The following is a 17,306-nucleotide window of genomic DNA, read 5'->3' as shown; positions in this document are numbered from 1 at the left end:
AAAACATTTTACTGAGGGAATGACAAGGAGGCAGACAGAGTGAAAACGAGACTCATGCGTGACCAGGTGGCCGTAGAACATACGTGGAACCTGGACGATTTATTTGCCAGCCAAGAAGCATGGGAGCAGGAGCTTGACGAGATTGTCAATCAGCTGCCGATTGTCACCGCATTCCAAGGACAGCTACATACAGGAGCAGAGACATTGCTCGCATGTCTGGAAGCAAAAGAAGCAATGGAGGTGCGGGCGAATCTGGTGGCGACATACGCCCGCCTGCGTTCCTCCGAAGATGGCACCAATCCGCTCAATCAGGCAAATTCTGCGCGGGTGGGCGATGTCGTGTCGACGCTGAACGCAGCGCTTTCGTTTGTGCCTTCCGAAATTTTGGCGCTGCCAGATGGCACGATTGAGAAATACCTGCAAGAAGAGCCGGGACTTGCGCCTTTTGCCAGAAGTCTTTCCGACTTGCTGGAAACGAAGCCGTATCGACTGTCTGCGGATACGGAGTCTGCCATTGCCGCACTCGGTGAAGTGTTTGCAGCGCCTTACACGATTTATCAACGCGGGAAGCTGTCCGACATGTCCTTCGCGCCTGTCAAAGATGGGGCGGGGGCAGAACGTCCGGTTTCGTTTGCTTTGTTTGAAGCGGACTATGAAATGTCTTCCGATACGACATTGCGCCGCGCTGCCTACGAATCTTTTTCGAAAACGTTGGCGGCTTATCAAAACTCGTTCGCTGCCGTCTATGCCACAGAGGTGAAGAAGCAGACCGTCCTGTCCAGATTGCGCGGCTTCGACAGCGTCACCGACATGCTGCTGCATCCTCAACAAGTATCGCTCGAACTGTACCACAACATTCTCGATATTATCGGAACAGAGCTGGCTCCGCACATGCGCCGCTACGCCAAGCTCAAAGCGCGAGAGCTGGGACTGGAAAAGCTGACGTTTTGCGATTTGAAAGCGCCGCTCGATCCTGAATTTAGCCCGCCGATTACGATTGAGGAAGCGGGTCGCCTGATCAAGTCCGCTTTGCAGGTGATGGGACCGGAATACGCAGAGATCATGGACAAAGCGCTGTCCGAGCGCTGGATCGATTACGTCGACAACGTGGGCAAATCGACAGGGGCTTTCTGCTCGACGCCGTACAGCAATCATTCCTATATTCTGATCACCTGGTCGGGCAACATGCGCAGCGCCTTCACACTGGCTCATGAGCTGGGACATTGCGGTCACTTCACGTTGGCTACCCGTGAGCAAAGCTATACCAACTCGCGTCCGTCCTTGTACTTTATCGAGGCACCGTCCACGATCAACGAGCTGCTGCTCGCCCAGCACATCATGGAGCAGTCTGACGATCCGCGCCTCAAGCGCTGGGTCATTTTGCAGCTGATGAACACGTACTACCACAACTTCGTGACGCATCTGCTGGAAGGCCGCATGCAGCGCAAAGTGTACGAAGCCGCGCAAAACGACGTGCCGTTGACAGCGAAAAAGCTGTCGGAGTGGAAAGGGCAAGTGCTGGCAGAGTTCTGGGGAGACGCCGTGGAGCTTGACGAGGCAGCCAGCCTGACCTGGATGCGCCAGCCGCACTACTACATGGGATTGTATCCGTACACGTATGCGGCGGGATTGACCGCTTCCACTGCGATGGCGGCAAGCATTAAAGCGGAAGGGCAACCAGCTGTCGACCGTTGGCTTTCTGTTTTGAAAGCAGGGGGCACACTGAAGCCGCTGGAGCTGATGAAAAAAGCAGGCGTAGATATGTCAGAGCCGCAGCCGATCCGCGATGCCGTGGCGTATGTCGGCAGTCTCGTAGACGAGCTGGAAAGACTGTTTGAAAAATAACGAGTTGCCCAAAGCTTAGCTGAACAGGAAAAAAGGCTTGTGATGACGAAAGCATCACGAGCCTTTTTCGACTTTTGGATGAAAGAGAACAGGAGAACGGGAAATGACCGAATTTACGAAGCGCGCCATTCAGATTATCGCCAGCATTCCAGCAGGCACTGTCATGACGTACGGACAGATCGCCGCATTGGCCGGGAGTCCGCGGGGAGCCAGACAAATCGTGCGGATACTCCACTCCATGTCGCAAAAGCACAAGCTCCCGTGGCACCGGGTCATCAATGCCAAAGGAAAAATCGGGTTGCAAGACTTCGATTCCATGACGCTGCAAAAAATGTTGCTGGAAGGCGAAGGCGTAACGGTGTCCAAGACGGGCGACATCGATCTGGAACGGTTTCAACACCACCCTGAACCTGGACTGGCTCGATTTCCTGATTAGTAGCCGACTTCCACCGAAGCGATCACGACGTACGCCAGATCGTTTTTGTCTTCCTTTTCCGCAATGACGACGCCACTGCTCGTCAGCATGCCGCCGTCCACGACTTCAAACGACACTTCTCCGTAAGGCAGCTCCGCCCGCACGGTATCAAGATCGAGCTTGTCGCGGTCGGCAGGCACAGCGAGACGCACGTTGACTTTCATTTTGTGAATATCATTTCCGGGCAGCACAGAGCGCAGACCCGGCATCGAGTTGTGATGGATGGCGTTTTGGACAGCGCGAACGGCTGCTTTGGTGACGTTTTGTCCATGGAGATCGATCCCCATGCCGATTTCGATAAACATGACTTTGTCCATTGTCGCATTCACTCCTACTATTTTCCTTCGTCGTTTCTCTCCCATCTTACCACGAATCGCGATTTTTTCCTGCCTGACGTATTGTGTTTATCCATGACTCGTGTCATCATTACACTTTGGCATCATTGCTCGACGATTCTTGGTTCATAATGGAGGCAGGTTTGAAGTGGAACGGTATCCTTTTGCCTACGATCCCGCCCAGCCGTTTATCTCGCAAGTAAGTGACTGGGTAGCGGACGTGTTTTACGATATTTTGCCTGAGGCTGGCTTCGAAGTGCGCGACGAGCAGATTTACATGGCTTTTCAGCTGGAGCGGGCCTTCCAGGAGAAACAGACGATTTTTGCTGAAGCAGGCGTGGGCACGGGAAAAACGCTCGCTTATTTGCTGTACGCCATCTGCTATGCGCGTTATACGAGAAAGCCGGCGATTATCGCCTGTGCCAACGAGTCGTTGATCGAACAGCTGGTGAAGCCGGAAGGAGATATCGCCAAGCTGGCCAAGCATCTCGACTTGACCATTGACGCGAGGCTCGGCAAGTCGCCAGACCAGTACATTTGCTTGCGCAAGCTGGACGAGGCGCGTTACAAGCTGGACAGCGACGAAGTGTTTATGCACATTTACGAGGAGCTGCCATCGTTTGTCCACAAGCATGAAGCGCTTCAATCGTTTACTCCATACGGCGACCGCAGCGCCTACTCCGCACTGAACGACCAGCAGTGGTCGCAAATGAACTGGGATGCTTTCCAGGACTGTTTTGTCTGCGACAGACAGCATCGGTGCGGACAGACCTTGTCGCGCAACCATTACCGCCAGTCTGCCGATCTGATCATTTGCTCGCACGATTTTTACATGGAGCATGTCTGGACGTATGAGGCGCGAAAGCGGGGAGGGCAACTGCCGCTTTTGCCTAATCACAGCTCTGTCATCTTCGACGAAGGGCATCTGCTGGAGCCTGCGGCGCAAAAGGCGTTGACCTACAAGCTGAATCATTCCGTTTTTGAAGAAATCATTACGCGCCTGCTGCAAGGCGAAATCAGGGAGTCGCTGGCCGTAGCGATTGAAGAAGCGATTATCCAGAGCGAAGATTTGTTTTTGCGACTGAACGCCGAAAGCAAGCCGGTTGCCGGTTCGACGCGCAAGGAGATCTCCTTCCATCCGCAGCTGATTGCCTCGATCCACCGTTTTACGAGCCTGATTGCTTCGATTGAAGAGGAGCTGGCGCTGGAGAGCGGCCTGTATTCTTTGGACGAGTTCCAATTGCGGATTGTGGAAGAGCATCTGGAAATGATGCAGCTGGCTCTCGGCTTGTTCCAGAAGCCTGATCACGTCATTTCCTGGATGAGCGAAGAATGGACGGGCCCTACGTTGGTCGTCATGCCGAAAATGGTGCAGGAAGTTTTGCGGGAACGCGTTTTCGCGCAAAACATGCCGATTATTTTCTCTTCCGCGACCTTGTCGGTAGAAGGCTCGTTTGACTACATCGCGGACAGTCTCGGCATCGAAGACTATTTGTCGTTCTCCGTCGCTTCGCCTTACGAATATGCGGAGCAGATGGAAGCTTTCGTGCCGCCGTTGTCCTGTACGCAGCCGTTTGCGGAAAAAATGGATTTGGCTGTGTCGCTGCTGCAAAAAACGGGCGGTCGTGCGCTGCTGCTGTTTTCGTCGATGGAGGAAATGCAGGAGTTCAAAGCGGCTGTGGGAGCTTACCCGGAGTGCGCCTCCATGCGTTTCTGGTACGAAGGCGATGCGGAAATCAGCCACCTGATCTCCTGTTTTCAGAACGACGAGGAGAGCATCCTGTGCGCCGTGACGTTGTGGGAAGGGCTGGATGTGCCGGGGCCGTCGCTGTCCAACGTGATCATCTGGTCGCTGCCGTTTCCTCCGAACGATCCGGTGTTTGCCGCCAAGCGGAAAAGCGCGGCGTCGCCGTTCGCCGAGGTCGATTTGCCATACATGCTGCTGCGTCTGCGCCAAGGGATTGGCCGTCTGATTCGGACGCGCGAGGACAGCGGCATCGTCTCGATTTTAAGCCCGGAGCTGTGGAACGACGAGCAGCTGCGAAAACATGTGCAGAGCGTCTTTCCCGCCGGGGTCGAGTGGCGTGATGCCTGGGCAAGCGAATTGGTGTAGACGTGTGCAGGAGACGGGAACGGGAGCATGCACGCCGTTCTTCTGTTGTGGAAAAAAGGAAAGCAAAAAAGAGGCAGGAGCCAAGGCGGCGTCCTGCTTCTTTTTTATTCCGGCATGTTGCCGACAGTCGGATCGACGGTGAAATCGCGCTGAAAGCCTGCGTACTTGACTTCGGACACCATGCCTTTTGCCGCGTGCCCCAGATCGTGACAGTGGAACATCCACTCGCCCGGATTGTCGGCTGCAAAAGCGACGACATAAGACTCGCCGGGCTGCACGTTCAACGTATCTTTCCGCAGCGGCGAGCCGGAAATAGGCTTGCCGTTTTTGCTCAACACCTGGAAAAAGTGTCCGTGCAAATGCATCGGGTGCACATCCTCCGGCGAGTTATTGACGAGTGTGACTTTGATCAGATCGCCTTTTTGCACATCGAGGGGAGGGACGTTCGGAAACGTTTGCCCATTGATCGTAAACGCCATTTGTCCATCGCGCGTGTCCGTGTTCAAATCCATCCGGTACGTCACGTCATAGGCTTGATCGAGTGAAAAGCTGCTTTTCGCTGCCTCGCCATAAGTCGTGATGTCGACGACAGGCAGGGGGTTCGCCGATTCGGCTTGGCGTTGCGCGTGCTCCTGACCTTCGTAGACGATGGGAACGGCCAACGATTTGGCTCCGGGATTGCTGCTCTTTTCTTCCAGCAGCCACGCTCCCGGCTGGTTTGCGACAAATTCGAGGTCGTATCGTTCGCCAGGGGCGATGTTGAGCAGCTGATCTTTGACAAGCGGCGGATTGTGCAGCGGTTGCCCATCTGTGGAGACGATCTTGAACGCATGTCCTTGCAAATTCAGCTTGTGGGACAAATACCCGGCATTGATCAGGCGGATGCGCACCTTTTCCCCTTCCTTCACCCGCAGGGGCGCAATCGCCGAACCTGTCTTGCCATTGACGGAAAAGATCGTGTACATGAGCGGCATCATTTTCGCATCACTCATGCCATTCATATCCGGCATGTCGTGGCCGCTTCCGGCCGAGGTGCCCGGCGAAGCGGGAGTAGTCCCGTGATTCATGCCTGCCATCGCGCCTGATCCTCCGTGCATCTCTGCCATGCTGTCGTCCTGCATCCACTCGTCCAGGACGAGCGTAAAGTCTTTGTCCACTGGGGCGGACGTTTTCGGTTCGACGACGAGCGAGCCGTACAGTCCTTTGTCTACTTGCTTCGAGCTGTTCTGGTGCGAGTGGTACCAGTACGTGCCTGCGACATCGGCTGTGAAGCGGTACGTAAAGCTTTCGTTTGGCTTTACCGCATTTTGCGTAACGCCGGGGATGCCATCCATGTTGTTGGGCACAGGCAGTCCATGCCAGTGAATCGTCACAGGCTCCGGCAGTTCATTTTTCAGGGTGACGGAAACGGTTTCGCCTTGCTTGACGCGCAGCTGCGGGCCTGGAACAGTTCCGTTGTACGTCCAAGCCGTTTTCATCGTCTGGTCATCGAGATGCAGCATGCTTTCTTTTGCCGTCAAAGTGAACGCATTGCCAGTCAGCACCTGCATGGAGCTGTCGCTTGCCGCTGCCATCGGCTGGGTCACAGGGGCGGTTGCCTGCGTGTTGTCCTGGGTAGCCGCCATATTGTGTCCGGCATGCTCTGTAGTGGAAGCTTGGTCCGGCGAGCAAGCGGCGAGAAGTACCAGACCGCCAAGCAACACGGGAAAAACGCTGCTTCGCAACATAGATTGATTCATGGATTTCTGCATCCTCCTCATAATGTTTTTCGAAAAAAGCGTAGCAAAGGAATGTGGAGAAACCATGAAGGCACGGCAACAGGAAGCAGCAGAGCAAGCGTCAAGCACGCAAAAAGCCGATCTTCCCGCAACAGGAAAATCGGCTTGAAAAGGGTAACGGCTAGTTGCTACATCTGTCTGTGTGGTTTAACGATTTTTGGGAGCGGCAAGTTTTTGGCTGACCAGCGACATGAGCAGTGCCAACGCGAAAAAGTACAGCGGCATCGTGACGAGCGAGCCGTTGTGCAAGTAGCTCATGCCAGTCGTAATCAGGCTGACCAGCACGTAGTAGCCTAGCCCCAAAATCGCGCCAGCCGTTCCGAGCACCGCGCCGTAGTCGACGAGCGCGAGACTCAGGCAATTGGGAATGGCGATGCCGATTCCAAGCAGCAGCATAAAAATCGCCGCGAGCATGAGGCACAGCGAGAGCGGATTCGGCTCCACGCCAGCCAAAGTCAAAACAGTCAAGCATGCTGCACCGCCTGTCGCCACCAAAGAACCGATCAAAATGATCTTTTCCGCAGCAAACCGGGGCAGCCATTTTTTCGCTAACATGGCTCCGCAGATCGAGGACAGGGCGACAAGCACGCCCAAAAACCCGAACCAGCCTGGTGTCATCTGAAAAAATTCAATGAAGATGAACGGGGCTTCAGCATAATAGCTGAACAAAATGCCGTTCGTCGCCCCGATCAAAAAGGCAAAGGCCCAAATTCTCCGGTCCGCAAGCATCTGCTTGAAAACGGTACGAACAGTTGTCTTGGCCGGGGACGCCACCCTTGTTTCAGGCAGCGAGAAAAAGGTCGCGAAGAACAGCCCGACACTCATCAAGACGAGCGTAAAAAATACCGCCGAAAACCCGAACCATTGGTCGACCCAGCCCCCGATCAACGGTCCGATAGCAGGGGTAAAAGCGAGCGCGGCGGAAATTTGCGCAAAAGCGGCATGCCGTCTGGGACCGTCCATGCACTCCCGCAAGATCGTCTGTGTGACCACAGAACCTGTACTTGCGCCAAAAGCTTGCACAAAACGGCTAACGAGCAGCCACTCGACCGAAGCGGACAAATAGCAGCCAAGGCTGCCCAATCCATAGACCACGATTCCCCAGAGCATGGCCGGGCGGCGTCCGATGGCGTCAGAGAGCCTGCCCCAGCAAAACACCCCGAAGGCGAAACCGAGGAAATATATACTGAGCGTCAGTTGAACCGTGCTGTTGCCAACGTGAAGCTGTCTGGCGAGATCCGGCAGCGACGGCGTGTAGATCGTCTCGCTGATTTGCGGAAAACCGACGAGCAAAATGAGCAAAAACAGTGACGGTGTTGAGATTTTGGTATGCAAAATACTTCCCCCTATTCGTTGAAAAATCTCAAACGGTCAGAGGGAAATTACGGGATCGGAGGTTTGCACTTCGTCAGTTGTGAGAATGCCATCATTTCATTTCACCAATCTTTTTTCATAGGGGGAGTTTTGTTAGCGCTGATTATAGCAAAAAACATCCTGGCGGAACTAGCAGAATGCGATCAGGAAGCGTTCTGGCCAAAAACATATGACACTTCTGTTACGATCTGAGTGAAATTGGCAAATCAAGGGGCGATCAATGTTATAATGGAGTATCCTTTATGCAAAAATGAAAGAAAAGTAGATTGGTACAGGGATGGTGTTCACTTTTGGGTAACGTGGATTTTGCGAGCCTGCCTTGGAATGTGTTTTGGGTCGGGATTTCCTATTTTTTGGTAACGGGTGTGTTTTTCTGTGTAGGCTTTATGCGTTTGCTCTCCCAACGGGTGCGCAGCGGCATCGTCTGTATGGCTATTGCCGTCATTAGTGGGGGATTTTTCCTGAACTATTTGTTTACTCATCACATTTAATAGACGATCCCATGCGGGCCTGATATGTAGCGGACATCCTTTTTTGATATCCAGGACAAAAGTAGAGCTGACGGTGGAAATTCCCCGTCGGCTTTTTTTGTCTGCAAACGGGAAGAGGAAGCTTTCCGCCTGTCTTTTGCCGCGTTTTTCTGCCCGGAAAAAATCGGGAAGGAATGTAAACAATTTGTAACGCGTTTTTACTGTTTTGCGTCTTATAATCAGGTTACAAGAAGTTGCCGGACACGACGCAAGACGACAGAAAAACATGACCGGGCAATTTTTTTAGGTCGATCAGAAGGAAGCCCATTTCCAGTCGGCCAAAAGGCAGGCCAGGCTCCTTTCATGCAAAAAGGAAAGCCGAGTGTGCCGAAAAAATCCAAGGAAGGAAAGAGGGGAAACAGCCATACATAAGAAGAAGGAGCACATTTCACAGGAAAAACGTTGGGCACCACATCCTGAATACGGGCAATGATGATTGGAACAATTCATTTTCCATAAAGATAATGAACGAGACCAACCCCCGTTTTCTTCAGCGGACCAAAGAAACCAGGGGTTTTTGCATTCATAAAGCACGCAATTCCCGATGTGTAATGACTGCCCCCGTCAACTCATGAACAAAACAGAACGGAAATTAAAGGGGAGAATGCAGATGAACTGCATGGCGAGCACGGTAAGCAAGAAGCAAGCAAGGAATGTTACGAATGGCAAGGATCTGACGAACACACGCAAGGAAGTACGGACTCGCCAAACAACAAGCAGAGGAGGCCGCCAGCATGCCTGAACCGATCAAGGCTGCCCACAGCCGCTACATGCCCGGGATCGACGGGCTTAGGGCTCTGGCGGTACTCGCAGTCATTATTTATCACCTGAATTACAATTGGGCGCCAGGAGGACTCCTTGGAGTCGGCATCTTTTTCGTCCTCTCTGGTTACCTGATTACCGATTTGCTGATTGCCCAGTGGAGCAGAAACGGGCGATTGGATATGAAAGACTTCTGGCTGCGCAGGGCCAGACGGCTTTTACCGGCATTGCTGTTGCTTCTGGTGGTGGTTGTCGCCAGTGTCGCGCTGTTTTCGCCCGAGCAGATGGGGCGCTTGCGCGGAGACGTCTGGGCCGCTCTTTTCTACGTCAGCAACTGGTGGCTGGTCTTTTCCGAAGTATCGTACTTCGAGAAGTTCGGTCCGCCTTCGCCGCTTGGACATCTGTGGTCTTTGGCGGTAGAAGAGCAGTTTTACCTGATTTGGCCGCTCTTGGTCGCGCTCGGACTTTCCTTGATCAAGCGCCGCGGCCCGCTCGTGATTTTGACGCTCGGCCTGGCAGCCGTTTCCGCCGTGTTGATGGCTGTCATGTATGAACCGGGAGAGGACCCGAGCCGGATTTACTACGGGACGGATACGCGGGTATTCGCTCTGTTGATCGGGGCCGCCCTGGCGATGATGTGGCCGAGTCGCAAGCTGTCCACAACTATCTCCGGCAAAGCGCGGGCCACGCTGGATGTGATCGGATGCGTGAGCCTGGCGATTTTGCTCTTGGCGATCTGGAAGACAAACCAGTACGACGATTTTCTGTATCAGGGCGGACTTGTCCTGTTGTCGATTGTCAGTGCGATACTGGTAGCTGTGCTGGCTCACCCGGCAAGCTCGTTGGCAAAATGGATGGGCTGCAAGCCGCTCAAGTGGCTCGGCGTGCGCTCGTACGGCATTTATTTGTGGCACTACCCGGTGATTGTGCTCACCAGCCCGACTGCTGCGGCTGAGGAAAGCGGGGCGTTCGCCGTGTTGCGGGCGTGTCTGCAAGTGTTGGCGTGCATCGTGCTCGCAGCCCTGTCGTGGAAGTACATGGAGGAGCCGATTCGTCACGGCGCTTTGGGAAAACTGTGGGCGAAGCTCGGCACAAGCAAGCAGCAGGGCGCTCCCAAGCGTTCCAAAAAGATTCTCGCCTCAGGCTGCGCCTTCGCACTGGCTGTGCTCTACTTCGGGGTGGCATCGCTGACCTCCGGAGCGACAGCGGGAGACACGTCTGCCATGCAAAAACTTGCGGAAGCGTCAGCAGCGGCCGAAAATTCGGGACAAAAAGACCATTCACAAGAGCAAGACGTGGATGCCAAGCCGCACGGCCCGCAAGTACCGGTGACACAGAAAAAGCCGGAACCAACACAAAAGCCGAGCACGCAAACCGCGACGAAACCGAAAACCGAGTCAAAACCGAACGCTGGAAAGCCTGCCCAAGGCGGAACGGCTCCCGCAAAAAATCAGGACAATTCCGCTGCTTCCAAACAGCCAAAAGCATCAGAGGAGCCTGATGTTGCCGCTACTTCCGGAAAAGGAATTACCGCCATCGGCGATTCGGTCATGCTCGATATCGAGCCGTACTTGGCGAAGCTGTTGCCAGGCATCGTCATTGACGGCAAGGTAGGCAGACAAATGGCGCAAGCGCCCGATGTCATCAAGGCGCTGCGAGCGAAGGGACAGCTTGGCAGCCGGGTCATTATCGAACTGGGAACGAATGGCTCGTTCAGCAAGGGGCAGCTCGACAAGCTGTTGAAGGCGCTGGATGGCGTTGACCAGGTCATTTTGATCAATACGCGTGTGCCGCGACCGTGGGAGAGCGTCGTCAACGAGACGTTGGCAGAGGTGGCAGCTGCCCATCCGAACATGACGCTGATCGATTGGCATTCCGCGAGTGCCGGAAAAAATACGTATTTTTACAAGGACGGCGTGCATCTCAACTCGGAAGGCGCGCGGGCGTATGCTTTGCTCGTCGCGAAAACTTTTGCTCCGGTAAAAGCCGAAAAGCCAGCCAACGAGGCAACACCAGCGCCAGCGCCAGCACCGAAGGCGGAGGAGAGCCAAAAGCCAGCTTCGGACGAAAACAAACAGGAGACTGCCGCTCCAAAAGAAGCACAAGATACACAGGAATAAAGCAGGAGCCTGTAGGCAGGTCCGTCATCCGAAAGGGGAGCGGGCCTGTTTTTTTGTCGTTACGTCACCGATCAGGGGAGCATGGACAAGGAAAAGGGAAAAGCTTCGGGGCACCGGAGCGGTTGTGCACGCGCGGCGGATCGCGCTATGCTAGAGGGAACGAAAGAAACGGTTGCGACTAACAAACAGGTGGAATGCTTTTATGCCGATACAAAAATGGAGTGTGCTGGACCTGGCGCCGATTTATGAGGGCGTTGATCCTGCTTGCGCCTTGAAGCAAGCAGTCTTGCTCGCGCAAACTGCCGAGCAGCTCGGGTATTGCCGTTATTGGGTTGCCGAGCATCACGACATGCCCGGACTGGCTTCGTCCACACCGGAAGTTTTGCTCGCCCATATCGGGGCGCAGACGCATCGTATCCGAATCGGGTCGGGAGCGGTGCTGCTGCCTCATTACAAGCCGTATAAAGTTGCCGAGGCGTTTCACTTGCTGGCTACCTTGTATCCGGGGCGAATCGATCTGGGCGTGGGCCGCGCTCCGGGAGGCTCTGCTCATGCGACGCTTGCGTTGAACGACCGTTTTTTGCAGGACGTTGGCCGCATGCCGGAGCTGGTGCAACAGTTGGCTGCCTTGCTGCGTCAGGAGTTTACCGTAGAGGGCGAGTCTGTGGTGGCTCGCCCGATCCCGCCGCTGCCGCCCAAGCTGTGGCTTTTGGGCACGAATCAAAAAAGCGCGGGCTACGCCGCAGAAAACGGGGCCGGATACGTCTACGGCCTGTTCATGAGCGAAGCGGAGGGGGAGGAAGTCGTTGCTGCCTACAGGCGAGACTACAAGCCGTCCGTTCATCAGCCAAATCCGGAGGTAATCGTCGCCGTAGGGGTTATTTGCGCGGAAACGTTGGAAGAAGCAACCGCCTGTGTCCGGTTGAGCCAAAAAGCTTTCCGCAGGCCGCCAATTGTGGGCGATCCGTCGCATGTTCGCGAAAAGCTGGAAGAAATTGCGTGGCGCTATCAGGCAGAGGAAATCATGGTCATTACCGACTTCCCCGATTACGCCAGGAGACTGCGTTCGTACGAGCTAATCGCCAATTCCGTGTTTGACCGTGGTTCGTCAGGATGTGGAAAGACATAAATTAGTTCAGAGTATAGCGCATCTTCACATGGACTTTTTCGGGCTTCTCATGTACGATTGCATACGTGATTCTATCATGTAACGGGTGAAAGAAGGAAAAACAATGATTCGGTCGTACTTGTTGTTGCTTTTTTGTGTGACGCTGTGGGGGAGTAACTTTGTGTTCGGGAGCATGCTCGTCAAAGAATTTCCACCGCTTTTTCTGGCTGATGTCCGGTTGCTGTTCACGTCGCTGTTTCTCGTCCTGTACGCGTGGGTGACGAAAAAGTTCGTGAAAATCAAGCTGCGTGAGCTGGGACTGCTCGTTTTGCTCGGGCTTGTCGGTACATTGGCAAACCAAACCGCTTATTTCAATGGCCTGTTGACGACTGACGCCACGACCGCCTCGCTGATTTTGTCGCTGGCTCCGATTGTGACAGCGGTTTTGGCCTCGATGTTTTTAAAGGAGCAGTTTACGCTGCGCATGAAAATCGGTTCGGGGATCGCGCTGCTCGGCACCTTTTTCGTCGTCGGGATCGGAGCGGGCCTGTCGATCTCCAAAGGAGTGCTGCTGATTGTCATTGCGATGGTGACTTTCTCGGCGTCGATGATCATCATTCGCAAGCTGACGCAGACGATGCAGCCGTTTATTACGACGGTGTATTCGACGACAGTAGGGACGCTGTTTTTGACGCCTGCGGCCTTGCTGACGCTCGACTCCTCGGCGCACATCAGCCATGAAGCGTGGGCGTGGGGCATGCTGATCGTCACGGCTATCCTCATGCAAGGGGTTTGCGGGATCGTTTGGAACTCGCAACTGCAAATCGTCGGGACGGGCAAAGCGGCGATTTTCCTCAATTTGCAGCCGTTCGTCGCGATGCTGGTCGGCTTTTTGCTGCTCGGCTCGCAAGTCACCGCGATTCAGGCGGGCGGTTCCCTGCTGATTGTCGCAGGGGTGGTCGTCGCCAGCATGCGGAAAAAGCAATCGGTTCAGACGGCGGCAGCACAGCGGATGGCAGATGGCCCGAATCGCTGCAACGTTTAGAATGTTGTGCGCCACACAAAAAAACCAGTCCGACACGGCACTTCCGAGTGCGTCGTGTCTGCGACTGGTTTTTTTTGCGTAAAAAACGAAACGGCTTGCTGTTTTTTCTGAAAAGGGAGGTGGCCGCCTGCGCAGGGCGACGTGTTCGTGCCTGTTTGGTATGATGGCGCAGGCCACCATGGCGTTGCCCGTATGGTTTGCTGGCGCAAGGTGGACATGTCAGATGGCAGGCATTACGGACTTTCGGACAAAGCGGGGAGCACGCGGTATATTTTGCGTGGCCGCCCGCGGTTGGTCGGCGTCTCCTCGCCAATTTGCTCGATGACGTTGTGCTCCGCCAAATCGCTTAAAATTCGCCGGGCATTGCGCGGTGTCATGCCCATCCATTCCGCCATCTCCGCAGCGCTGATATAGTTTTGGCCCAAAGCTTTTTGCACCGAGATAATTTTGTTCAGCGTCGTGATGCTGACGCCCGCCTTTTTCAGCCCCTCGCTGATCTCCTTGTCTTCTGTCCAATATTCGTAGCTGATGCTTTTCGCCTGGCGCAGCGGACCTTCGATCGAGCCGTCGTGGTCGACGAGGACAGCGGCGTTCCCGTGTTTCTTCGCGTGCACGAGAGCCAGTTGCGCGTTGCGTTCTGCCGCCAGAGCAGAGACGCCGAACCCGATGCCCATATTGGCCGAAGAGCTGGTGAGCAGCATGATTTTTTCCAGCAGGGTAGTGGGGTGAAACGCCGGATTGTCCTCAAAAGAGCCGCGAGTCGAAAACAAAATGAACTTGTAATTGCCCAAGGAGACAAAGCTGCCGGAAATCGACTCGGCATAATCGAGCACAAGCTCTTGCAGCTTGAGGTCGAGGCGACGCAAATCGTAAGCGTTTGCAGGCTCGCTGGCGAGCTTCTCCACTTCTGATACTTCGAGCAGCTGAACGGCGATTTGCGAGCGCTTGAAGTGCAAAGTCTCGCCTTCCTGCAAAATTTGCTTGAAAATCTCGCGGAACGTCAAGCGGGTGAACCCCATCCGATACACCTGGATGCCTTGGCGTTGCAATTCTTCGGTGACAGAGAGCATCCCGGTGACGCAAGCGTCTACTTTTCCTTCCCGCACGAGCGCGGTATGGTAAGCCACCAAATGGTTGGTCAGGCGAAATTCCTGGTACGGATTGAGATAAGGCTGGTCGCATTGCAGGCCAAGCTCTTCCAGCGTCTCGCGGAAATGCATTTCGGACACCGTATCGAAGCTGACACGATCAAGTGACAGGCCATCGCGGTATACCAATTCCAAAAGAACTTTCGTAAGCACGCTGGCGTTGATCTGCGGATAAAAAGCTTTCTGCTTTTGCAAATGCTGTCTAGCCATGGAATAAGGGCCAATCCCGGAGAAAAACCAGATGTCTACATCCATTTCGTTTTCTGCGACAATGGTGGCGGCTTCCTCCGCACGCTGGTATATAAACGGAATGAGCACGATGCGGTCTGCGAACTCTCGTCCGACCCTTTTCATTAATTCCACGGAATCTTTTGGACCAACTATGCCGACTCGTATGATCATTATGTCCTCCAACTAAACGGTAAAGTACGGGTTTACTCTATTCGTCGCGAAGCGGATCGATCCTCTTTTCGGCATCATAGTATGTTTTGATTTCTTATGCAAATGCCATATATCGCCGGTGAGAGAAAAGGAAATCCAACAGGCAACGAAAAAGTGTTTAAGGGATGTTTTAGGGAAAAATTCCGTATTAGGGTAGTTTACTATGGAACCGGCATCATTTCAATTGTTGCAAAAATAGTCAGTAAAATAAAAAATCAGAATTGACATTAAATACAGACAGGTCTATATTGTTGATTTAAGGAATGTTTTAGGTTAATTTCCGTTAAAGAAAAACAGCGGGCGAAGCATACGTCGTTTTTGCGAGCCTGGATAGGGGGGATAAGTAAAACATGGCGCGTTATCTGCTAAAAAGAATTTTGATGATGATCGTGACTTTGTGGATTATCGTGACGCTGACCTTTTCGCTGATGCATATGATCCCGGGCGATCCGTTTGCATCCGAATCCGATCAACTGCCGGAGCAAATTTTGCTGAATTTGCGCGCCAAGTACCATTTGGATGAGCCACTGCCGATGCAGTATTTGTCTTATCTGAAAAGTTTGGCGATGCTCGACCTGGGGCCTTCGATCAAGTCTGAGACGCGCGGCGTCAACGATATGATCAAGGACGGTTTTGGCTCATCAGCGCTGATCGGGATGCAGGCAATCGCTGTCGCACTTTTTTTTGGACTTATATTCGGAATAATTGCGGCATTAAACCGAAATACCTGGATTGATTACATGGCAATGGTCATGGCGGTGTTGGGAATTGCTGTACCAAGCTTCATTATGGCGCCGCTGCTCATCAACTATTTGGCGATCAAGCTGCCGCTGTTTCCGGTTGCGACGCTCGCCAGCTGGAAGCACTCCGTGTTGCCGTCGCTTGCGCTCGCTTTCGGGCCGCTCGCGATCATCACTCGCTACATGCGGACGAGCATGATCGAGGTCATGAATCAGAACTACATACGGACTGCCGAGGCAAAAGGGATTCCGACTTTTCTGATCGTGGTCAGACATGGCATTCGCAATGCGATTCTTCCAGTCGTTACTTTTCTCGGGCCGCTGGTTGCGGGATTGCTGACAGGAACGTTTGTCGTCGAGAAAATTTTCGCCGTCCCTGGCGTTGGCAAATATTTCGTCGATGGCATTTTCAACCGCGACTATCCGGTTATTTTGGGAACGACCGTCTTTTACAGCGCGATTCTCGTACTGATCATTTTCTTGATTGACCTGGCTTATATGTTCATTGATCCACGCATCAAATTGTCGGGAAGGGGGAGGTAGCCAATGGCGGCAGAACAATCAGCGAATGAGCTGTTTCGACCAAGATCACAAAAAACAGACGGACAAGTCGTCGCGATGCGGCCGAGCCTGACTCATTTTCAGCAAGTGACCCGCAAGCTGGTCCGCAACAAGCTCGCCATGGTTGGCTTTACCCTCATCGTACTGATGGTGCTCATGGCGCTCATCGGGCCGCATCTGGTGCCGTACAGCTATTCGGATCAGAGCCTTTTGACAGCCAATCAGGAACTTTCCGCCGAGCACTGGTTTGGGACGGACGAGCTGGGACGCGACATGTTTTCCCGTACGTGGTACGGAGCGCGCATCTCGCTCATCATCGGAATTACGGCGGCACTGATCGACCTGGTGATCGGCGTTACCGTCGGAGGAATTGCCGGATATATGGCAGGCCGGGGAAAACGCGGCGATCGGATCGATACGATCATCATGCGTCTGATTGAAGTGTTGTACGGACTGCCGTACTTGCTCGTCGTGATCATGCTGATGGTTGTCATGGAGCCGGGGATCGTGACGATTATTATCGCCTTGTCGGCCACAGGCTGGACAGGGATGGCCCGTCTCGTACGCGGGCAGATTTTGCAGCTGAAAAACCAGGAGTTCATCATGGCTGCACAGGTGCTCGGGGCAAAATTTCCGCGCATTCTGCTGCGCCACCTGATTCCGAACACGATTGGCGTCATTATTGTCAACCTGACTTTCACGATACCGTCTGCGATTTTTGCCGAGTCGTTTCTGAGCTTCCTCGGCTTGGGCGTCCAGGCTCCCATCGCAAGCTGGGGGACGATGACCAACGATGCGTTAGGCGTGATTTTGACAGGCGACTGGTGGAGACTGTTCTTCCCGGCCCTGATGATCTCGCTGACCATGTTCGCCTTCAACGTTTTTGGCGATGGCTTGCAGGACGCACTCGACCCGCGGATTCGTGAGTAAC

Annotated in this window: 13 protein-coding genes; 8 read left to right on the top strand and 5 right to left on the bottom strand. The window is 54.0% G+C overall.

The genetic code is table 11. The annotated features are described in order from the left end of the window. Window positions 1-39: 39 nt before the first annotated feature. Together pepF and IRJ17_RS19240 are read left to right on the top strand one after the other, a co-directional pair. Window positions 40-1,845 carry an oligoendopeptidase F gene (pepF, locus tag IRJ17_RS19245; protein WP_173595899.1) on the top strand — a complete coding sequence of 602 codons (1,806 nt, stop codon included), beginning with the start codon at window positions 40-42 and terminating at the stop codon, window positions 1,843-1,845. Window positions 1,846-1,948: 103 nt separating this feature from the next. Further along, complete coding sequence (locus IRJ17_RS19240) at window positions 1,949-2,281, top strand: MGMT family protein (protein ID WP_122963396.1); 333 nt, start codon at window positions 1,949-1,951, stop codon at window positions 2,279-2,281. Here the strand turns inward: IRJ17_RS19240 and IRJ17_RS19235 are convergent. After that, window positions 2,278-2,637 carry a Lin0512 family protein gene (locus tag IRJ17_RS19235; protein ID WP_122963395.1) on the bottom strand — a complete coding sequence of 120 codons (360 nt, stop codon included), beginning with the start codon at window positions 2,635-2,637 and terminating at the stop codon, window positions 2,278-2,280. The genes IRJ17_RS19240 and IRJ17_RS19235 overlap by 4 nt on opposite strands. A gap of 166 nt (window positions 2,638-2,803) precedes the next feature. On the opposite strand from IRJ17_RS19235, the gene IRJ17_RS19230 reads away from it, so the two are divergent. Then, entirely contained in the window at window positions 2,804-4,768 is a 1,965-nt protein-coding gene (locus IRJ17_RS19230) for an ATP-dependent DNA helicase (protein WP_173595900.1), read from the top strand. Between the two features lie 104 nt (window positions 4,769-4,872). On the opposite strand, the gene IRJ17_RS19225 is transcribed toward IRJ17_RS19230, so the two are convergent. The 3 genes from IRJ17_RS19225 to IRJ17_RS19215 form a co-directional block, all read right to left on the bottom strand. Further along, window positions 4,873-6,507: a multicopper oxidase family protein gene (locus tag IRJ17_RS19225; RefSeq protein WP_242771586.1), complete on the bottom strand. Its 1,635-nt coding sequence runs from the start codon at window positions 6,505-6,507 to the stop codon at window positions 4,873-4,875. A 186-nt stretch (window positions 6,508-6,693) separates the two neighbouring features. Continuing rightward, window positions 6,694-7,881: a multidrug effflux MFS transporter gene (locus tag IRJ17_RS19220; protein ID WP_122963392.1), complete on the bottom strand. Its 1,188-nt coding sequence runs from the start codon at window positions 7,879-7,881 to the stop codon at window positions 6,694-6,696. Between the two features lie 323 nt (window positions 7,882-8,204). Further along, window positions 8,205-8,594, bottom strand: coding sequence for a hypothetical protein (locus tag IRJ17_RS19215; protein WP_174769204.1), 390 nt, complete (start codon window positions 8,592-8,594; stop codon window positions 8,205-8,207). Between the two features lie 590 nt (window positions 8,595-9,184). Here IRJ17_RS19215 and IRJ17_RS19210 point away from each other — a divergent pair. The 3 genes from IRJ17_RS19210 to IRJ17_RS19200 all read left to right on the top strand — a co-directional run bounded on the left by IRJ17_RS19210 (window position 9,185) and on the right by IRJ17_RS19200 (window position 13,485). Then, window positions 9,185-11,332: an acyltransferase family protein gene (locus IRJ17_RS19210; RefSeq protein ID WP_122963390.1), complete on the top strand. Its 2,148-nt coding sequence runs from the start codon at window positions 9,185-9,187 to the stop codon at window positions 11,330-11,332. 202 nt (window positions 11,333-11,534) lie between these two features. Further along, entirely contained in the window at window positions 11,535-12,461 is a 927-nt protein-coding gene (locus tag IRJ17_RS19205; RefSeq protein ID WP_122963389.1) for an MsnO8 family LLM class oxidoreductase, read from the top strand. A 103-nt stretch (window positions 12,462-12,564) separates the two neighbouring features. Next, the gene (locus IRJ17_RS19200; protein ID WP_122963388.1) at window positions 12,565-13,485 is read left to right on the top strand and encodes a DMT family transporter; all 921 of its coding nucleotides are present in this window, start codon (window positions 12,565-12,567) and stop codon (window positions 13,483-13,485) included. A 233-nt stretch (window positions 13,486-13,718) separates the two neighbouring features. On the opposite strand, the gene IRJ17_RS19195 is transcribed toward IRJ17_RS19200, so the two are convergent. Next, window positions 13,719-15,035: a helix-turn-helix domain-containing protein gene (locus IRJ17_RS19195; protein ID WP_415858065.1), complete on the bottom strand. Its 1,317-nt coding sequence runs from the start codon at window positions 15,033-15,035 to the stop codon at window positions 13,719-13,721. A 389-nt stretch (window positions 15,036-15,424) separates the two neighbouring features. Between IRJ17_RS19195 and IRJ17_RS19190 the strand changes: the two genes are divergently transcribed. Together IRJ17_RS19190 and IRJ17_RS19185 are read left to right on the top strand one after the other, a co-directional pair. Then, complete coding sequence (locus tag IRJ17_RS19190) at window positions 15,425-16,357, top strand: ABC transporter permease (protein ID WP_122963387.1); 933 nt, start codon at window positions 15,425-15,427, stop codon at window positions 16,355-16,357. 3 nt (window positions 16,358-16,360) lie between these two features. After that, complete coding sequence (locus tag IRJ17_RS19185; protein ID WP_063228298.1) at window positions 16,361-17,305, top strand: ABC transporter permease; 945 nt, start codon at window positions 16,361-16,363, stop codon at window positions 17,303-17,305. The last annotated feature ends 1 nt before the right edge of the window (window position 17,306 follow it).

It is taken from the genome of Brevibacillus parabrevis (assembly GCF_022701015.1).
GTDB lineage: Bacteria > Bacillota > Bacilli > Brevibacillales > Brevibacillaceae > Brevibacillus > Brevibacillus parabrevis.
This window is presented reverse-complemented; position numbering and strand designations above follow the sequence as displayed.

Bases quoted from the DNA above. Each gene is read 5' to 3' on its own strand.
- IRJ17_RS19240 (WP_122963396.1), top strand. From the start codon at position 1,949: ATGACCGAATTTACGAAGCGCGCCATTCAGATTATCGCCAGCATTCCA.
- IRJ17_RS19210 (WP_122963390.1), top strand. From the start codon at position 9,185: ATGCCTGAACCGATCAAGGCTGCCCACAGCCGCTACATGCCCGGGATC.
- IRJ17_RS19200 (WP_122963388.1), top strand. From the start codon at position 12,565: ATGATTCGGTCGTACTTGTTGTTGCTTTTTTGTGTGACGCTGTGGGGG.
- IRJ17_RS19225 (WP_242771586.1), bottom strand. From the start codon at position 6,507: ATGAATCAATCTATGTTGCGAAGCAGCGTTTTTCCCGTGTTGCTTGGC.
- IRJ17_RS19190 (WP_122963387.1), top strand. From the start codon at position 15,425: ATGGCGCGTTATCTGCTAAAAAGAATTTTGATGATGATCGTGACTTTG.
- IRJ17_RS19235 (WP_122963395.1), bottom strand. From the start codon at position 2,637: ATGGACAAAGTCATGTTTATCGAAATCGGCATGGGGATCGATCTCCAT.
- IRJ17_RS19195 (WP_415858065.1), bottom strand. From the start codon at position 15,035: ATGATCATACGAGTCGGCATAGTTGGTCCAAAAGATTCCGTGGAATTA.
- IRJ17_RS19185 (WP_063228298.1), top strand. From the start codon at position 16,361: ATGGCGGCAGAACAATCAGCGAATGAGCTGTTTCGACCAAGATCACAA.
- IRJ17_RS19205 (WP_122963389.1), top strand. From the start codon at position 11,535: ATGCCGATACAAAAATGGAGTGTGCTGGACCTGGCGCCGATTTATGAG.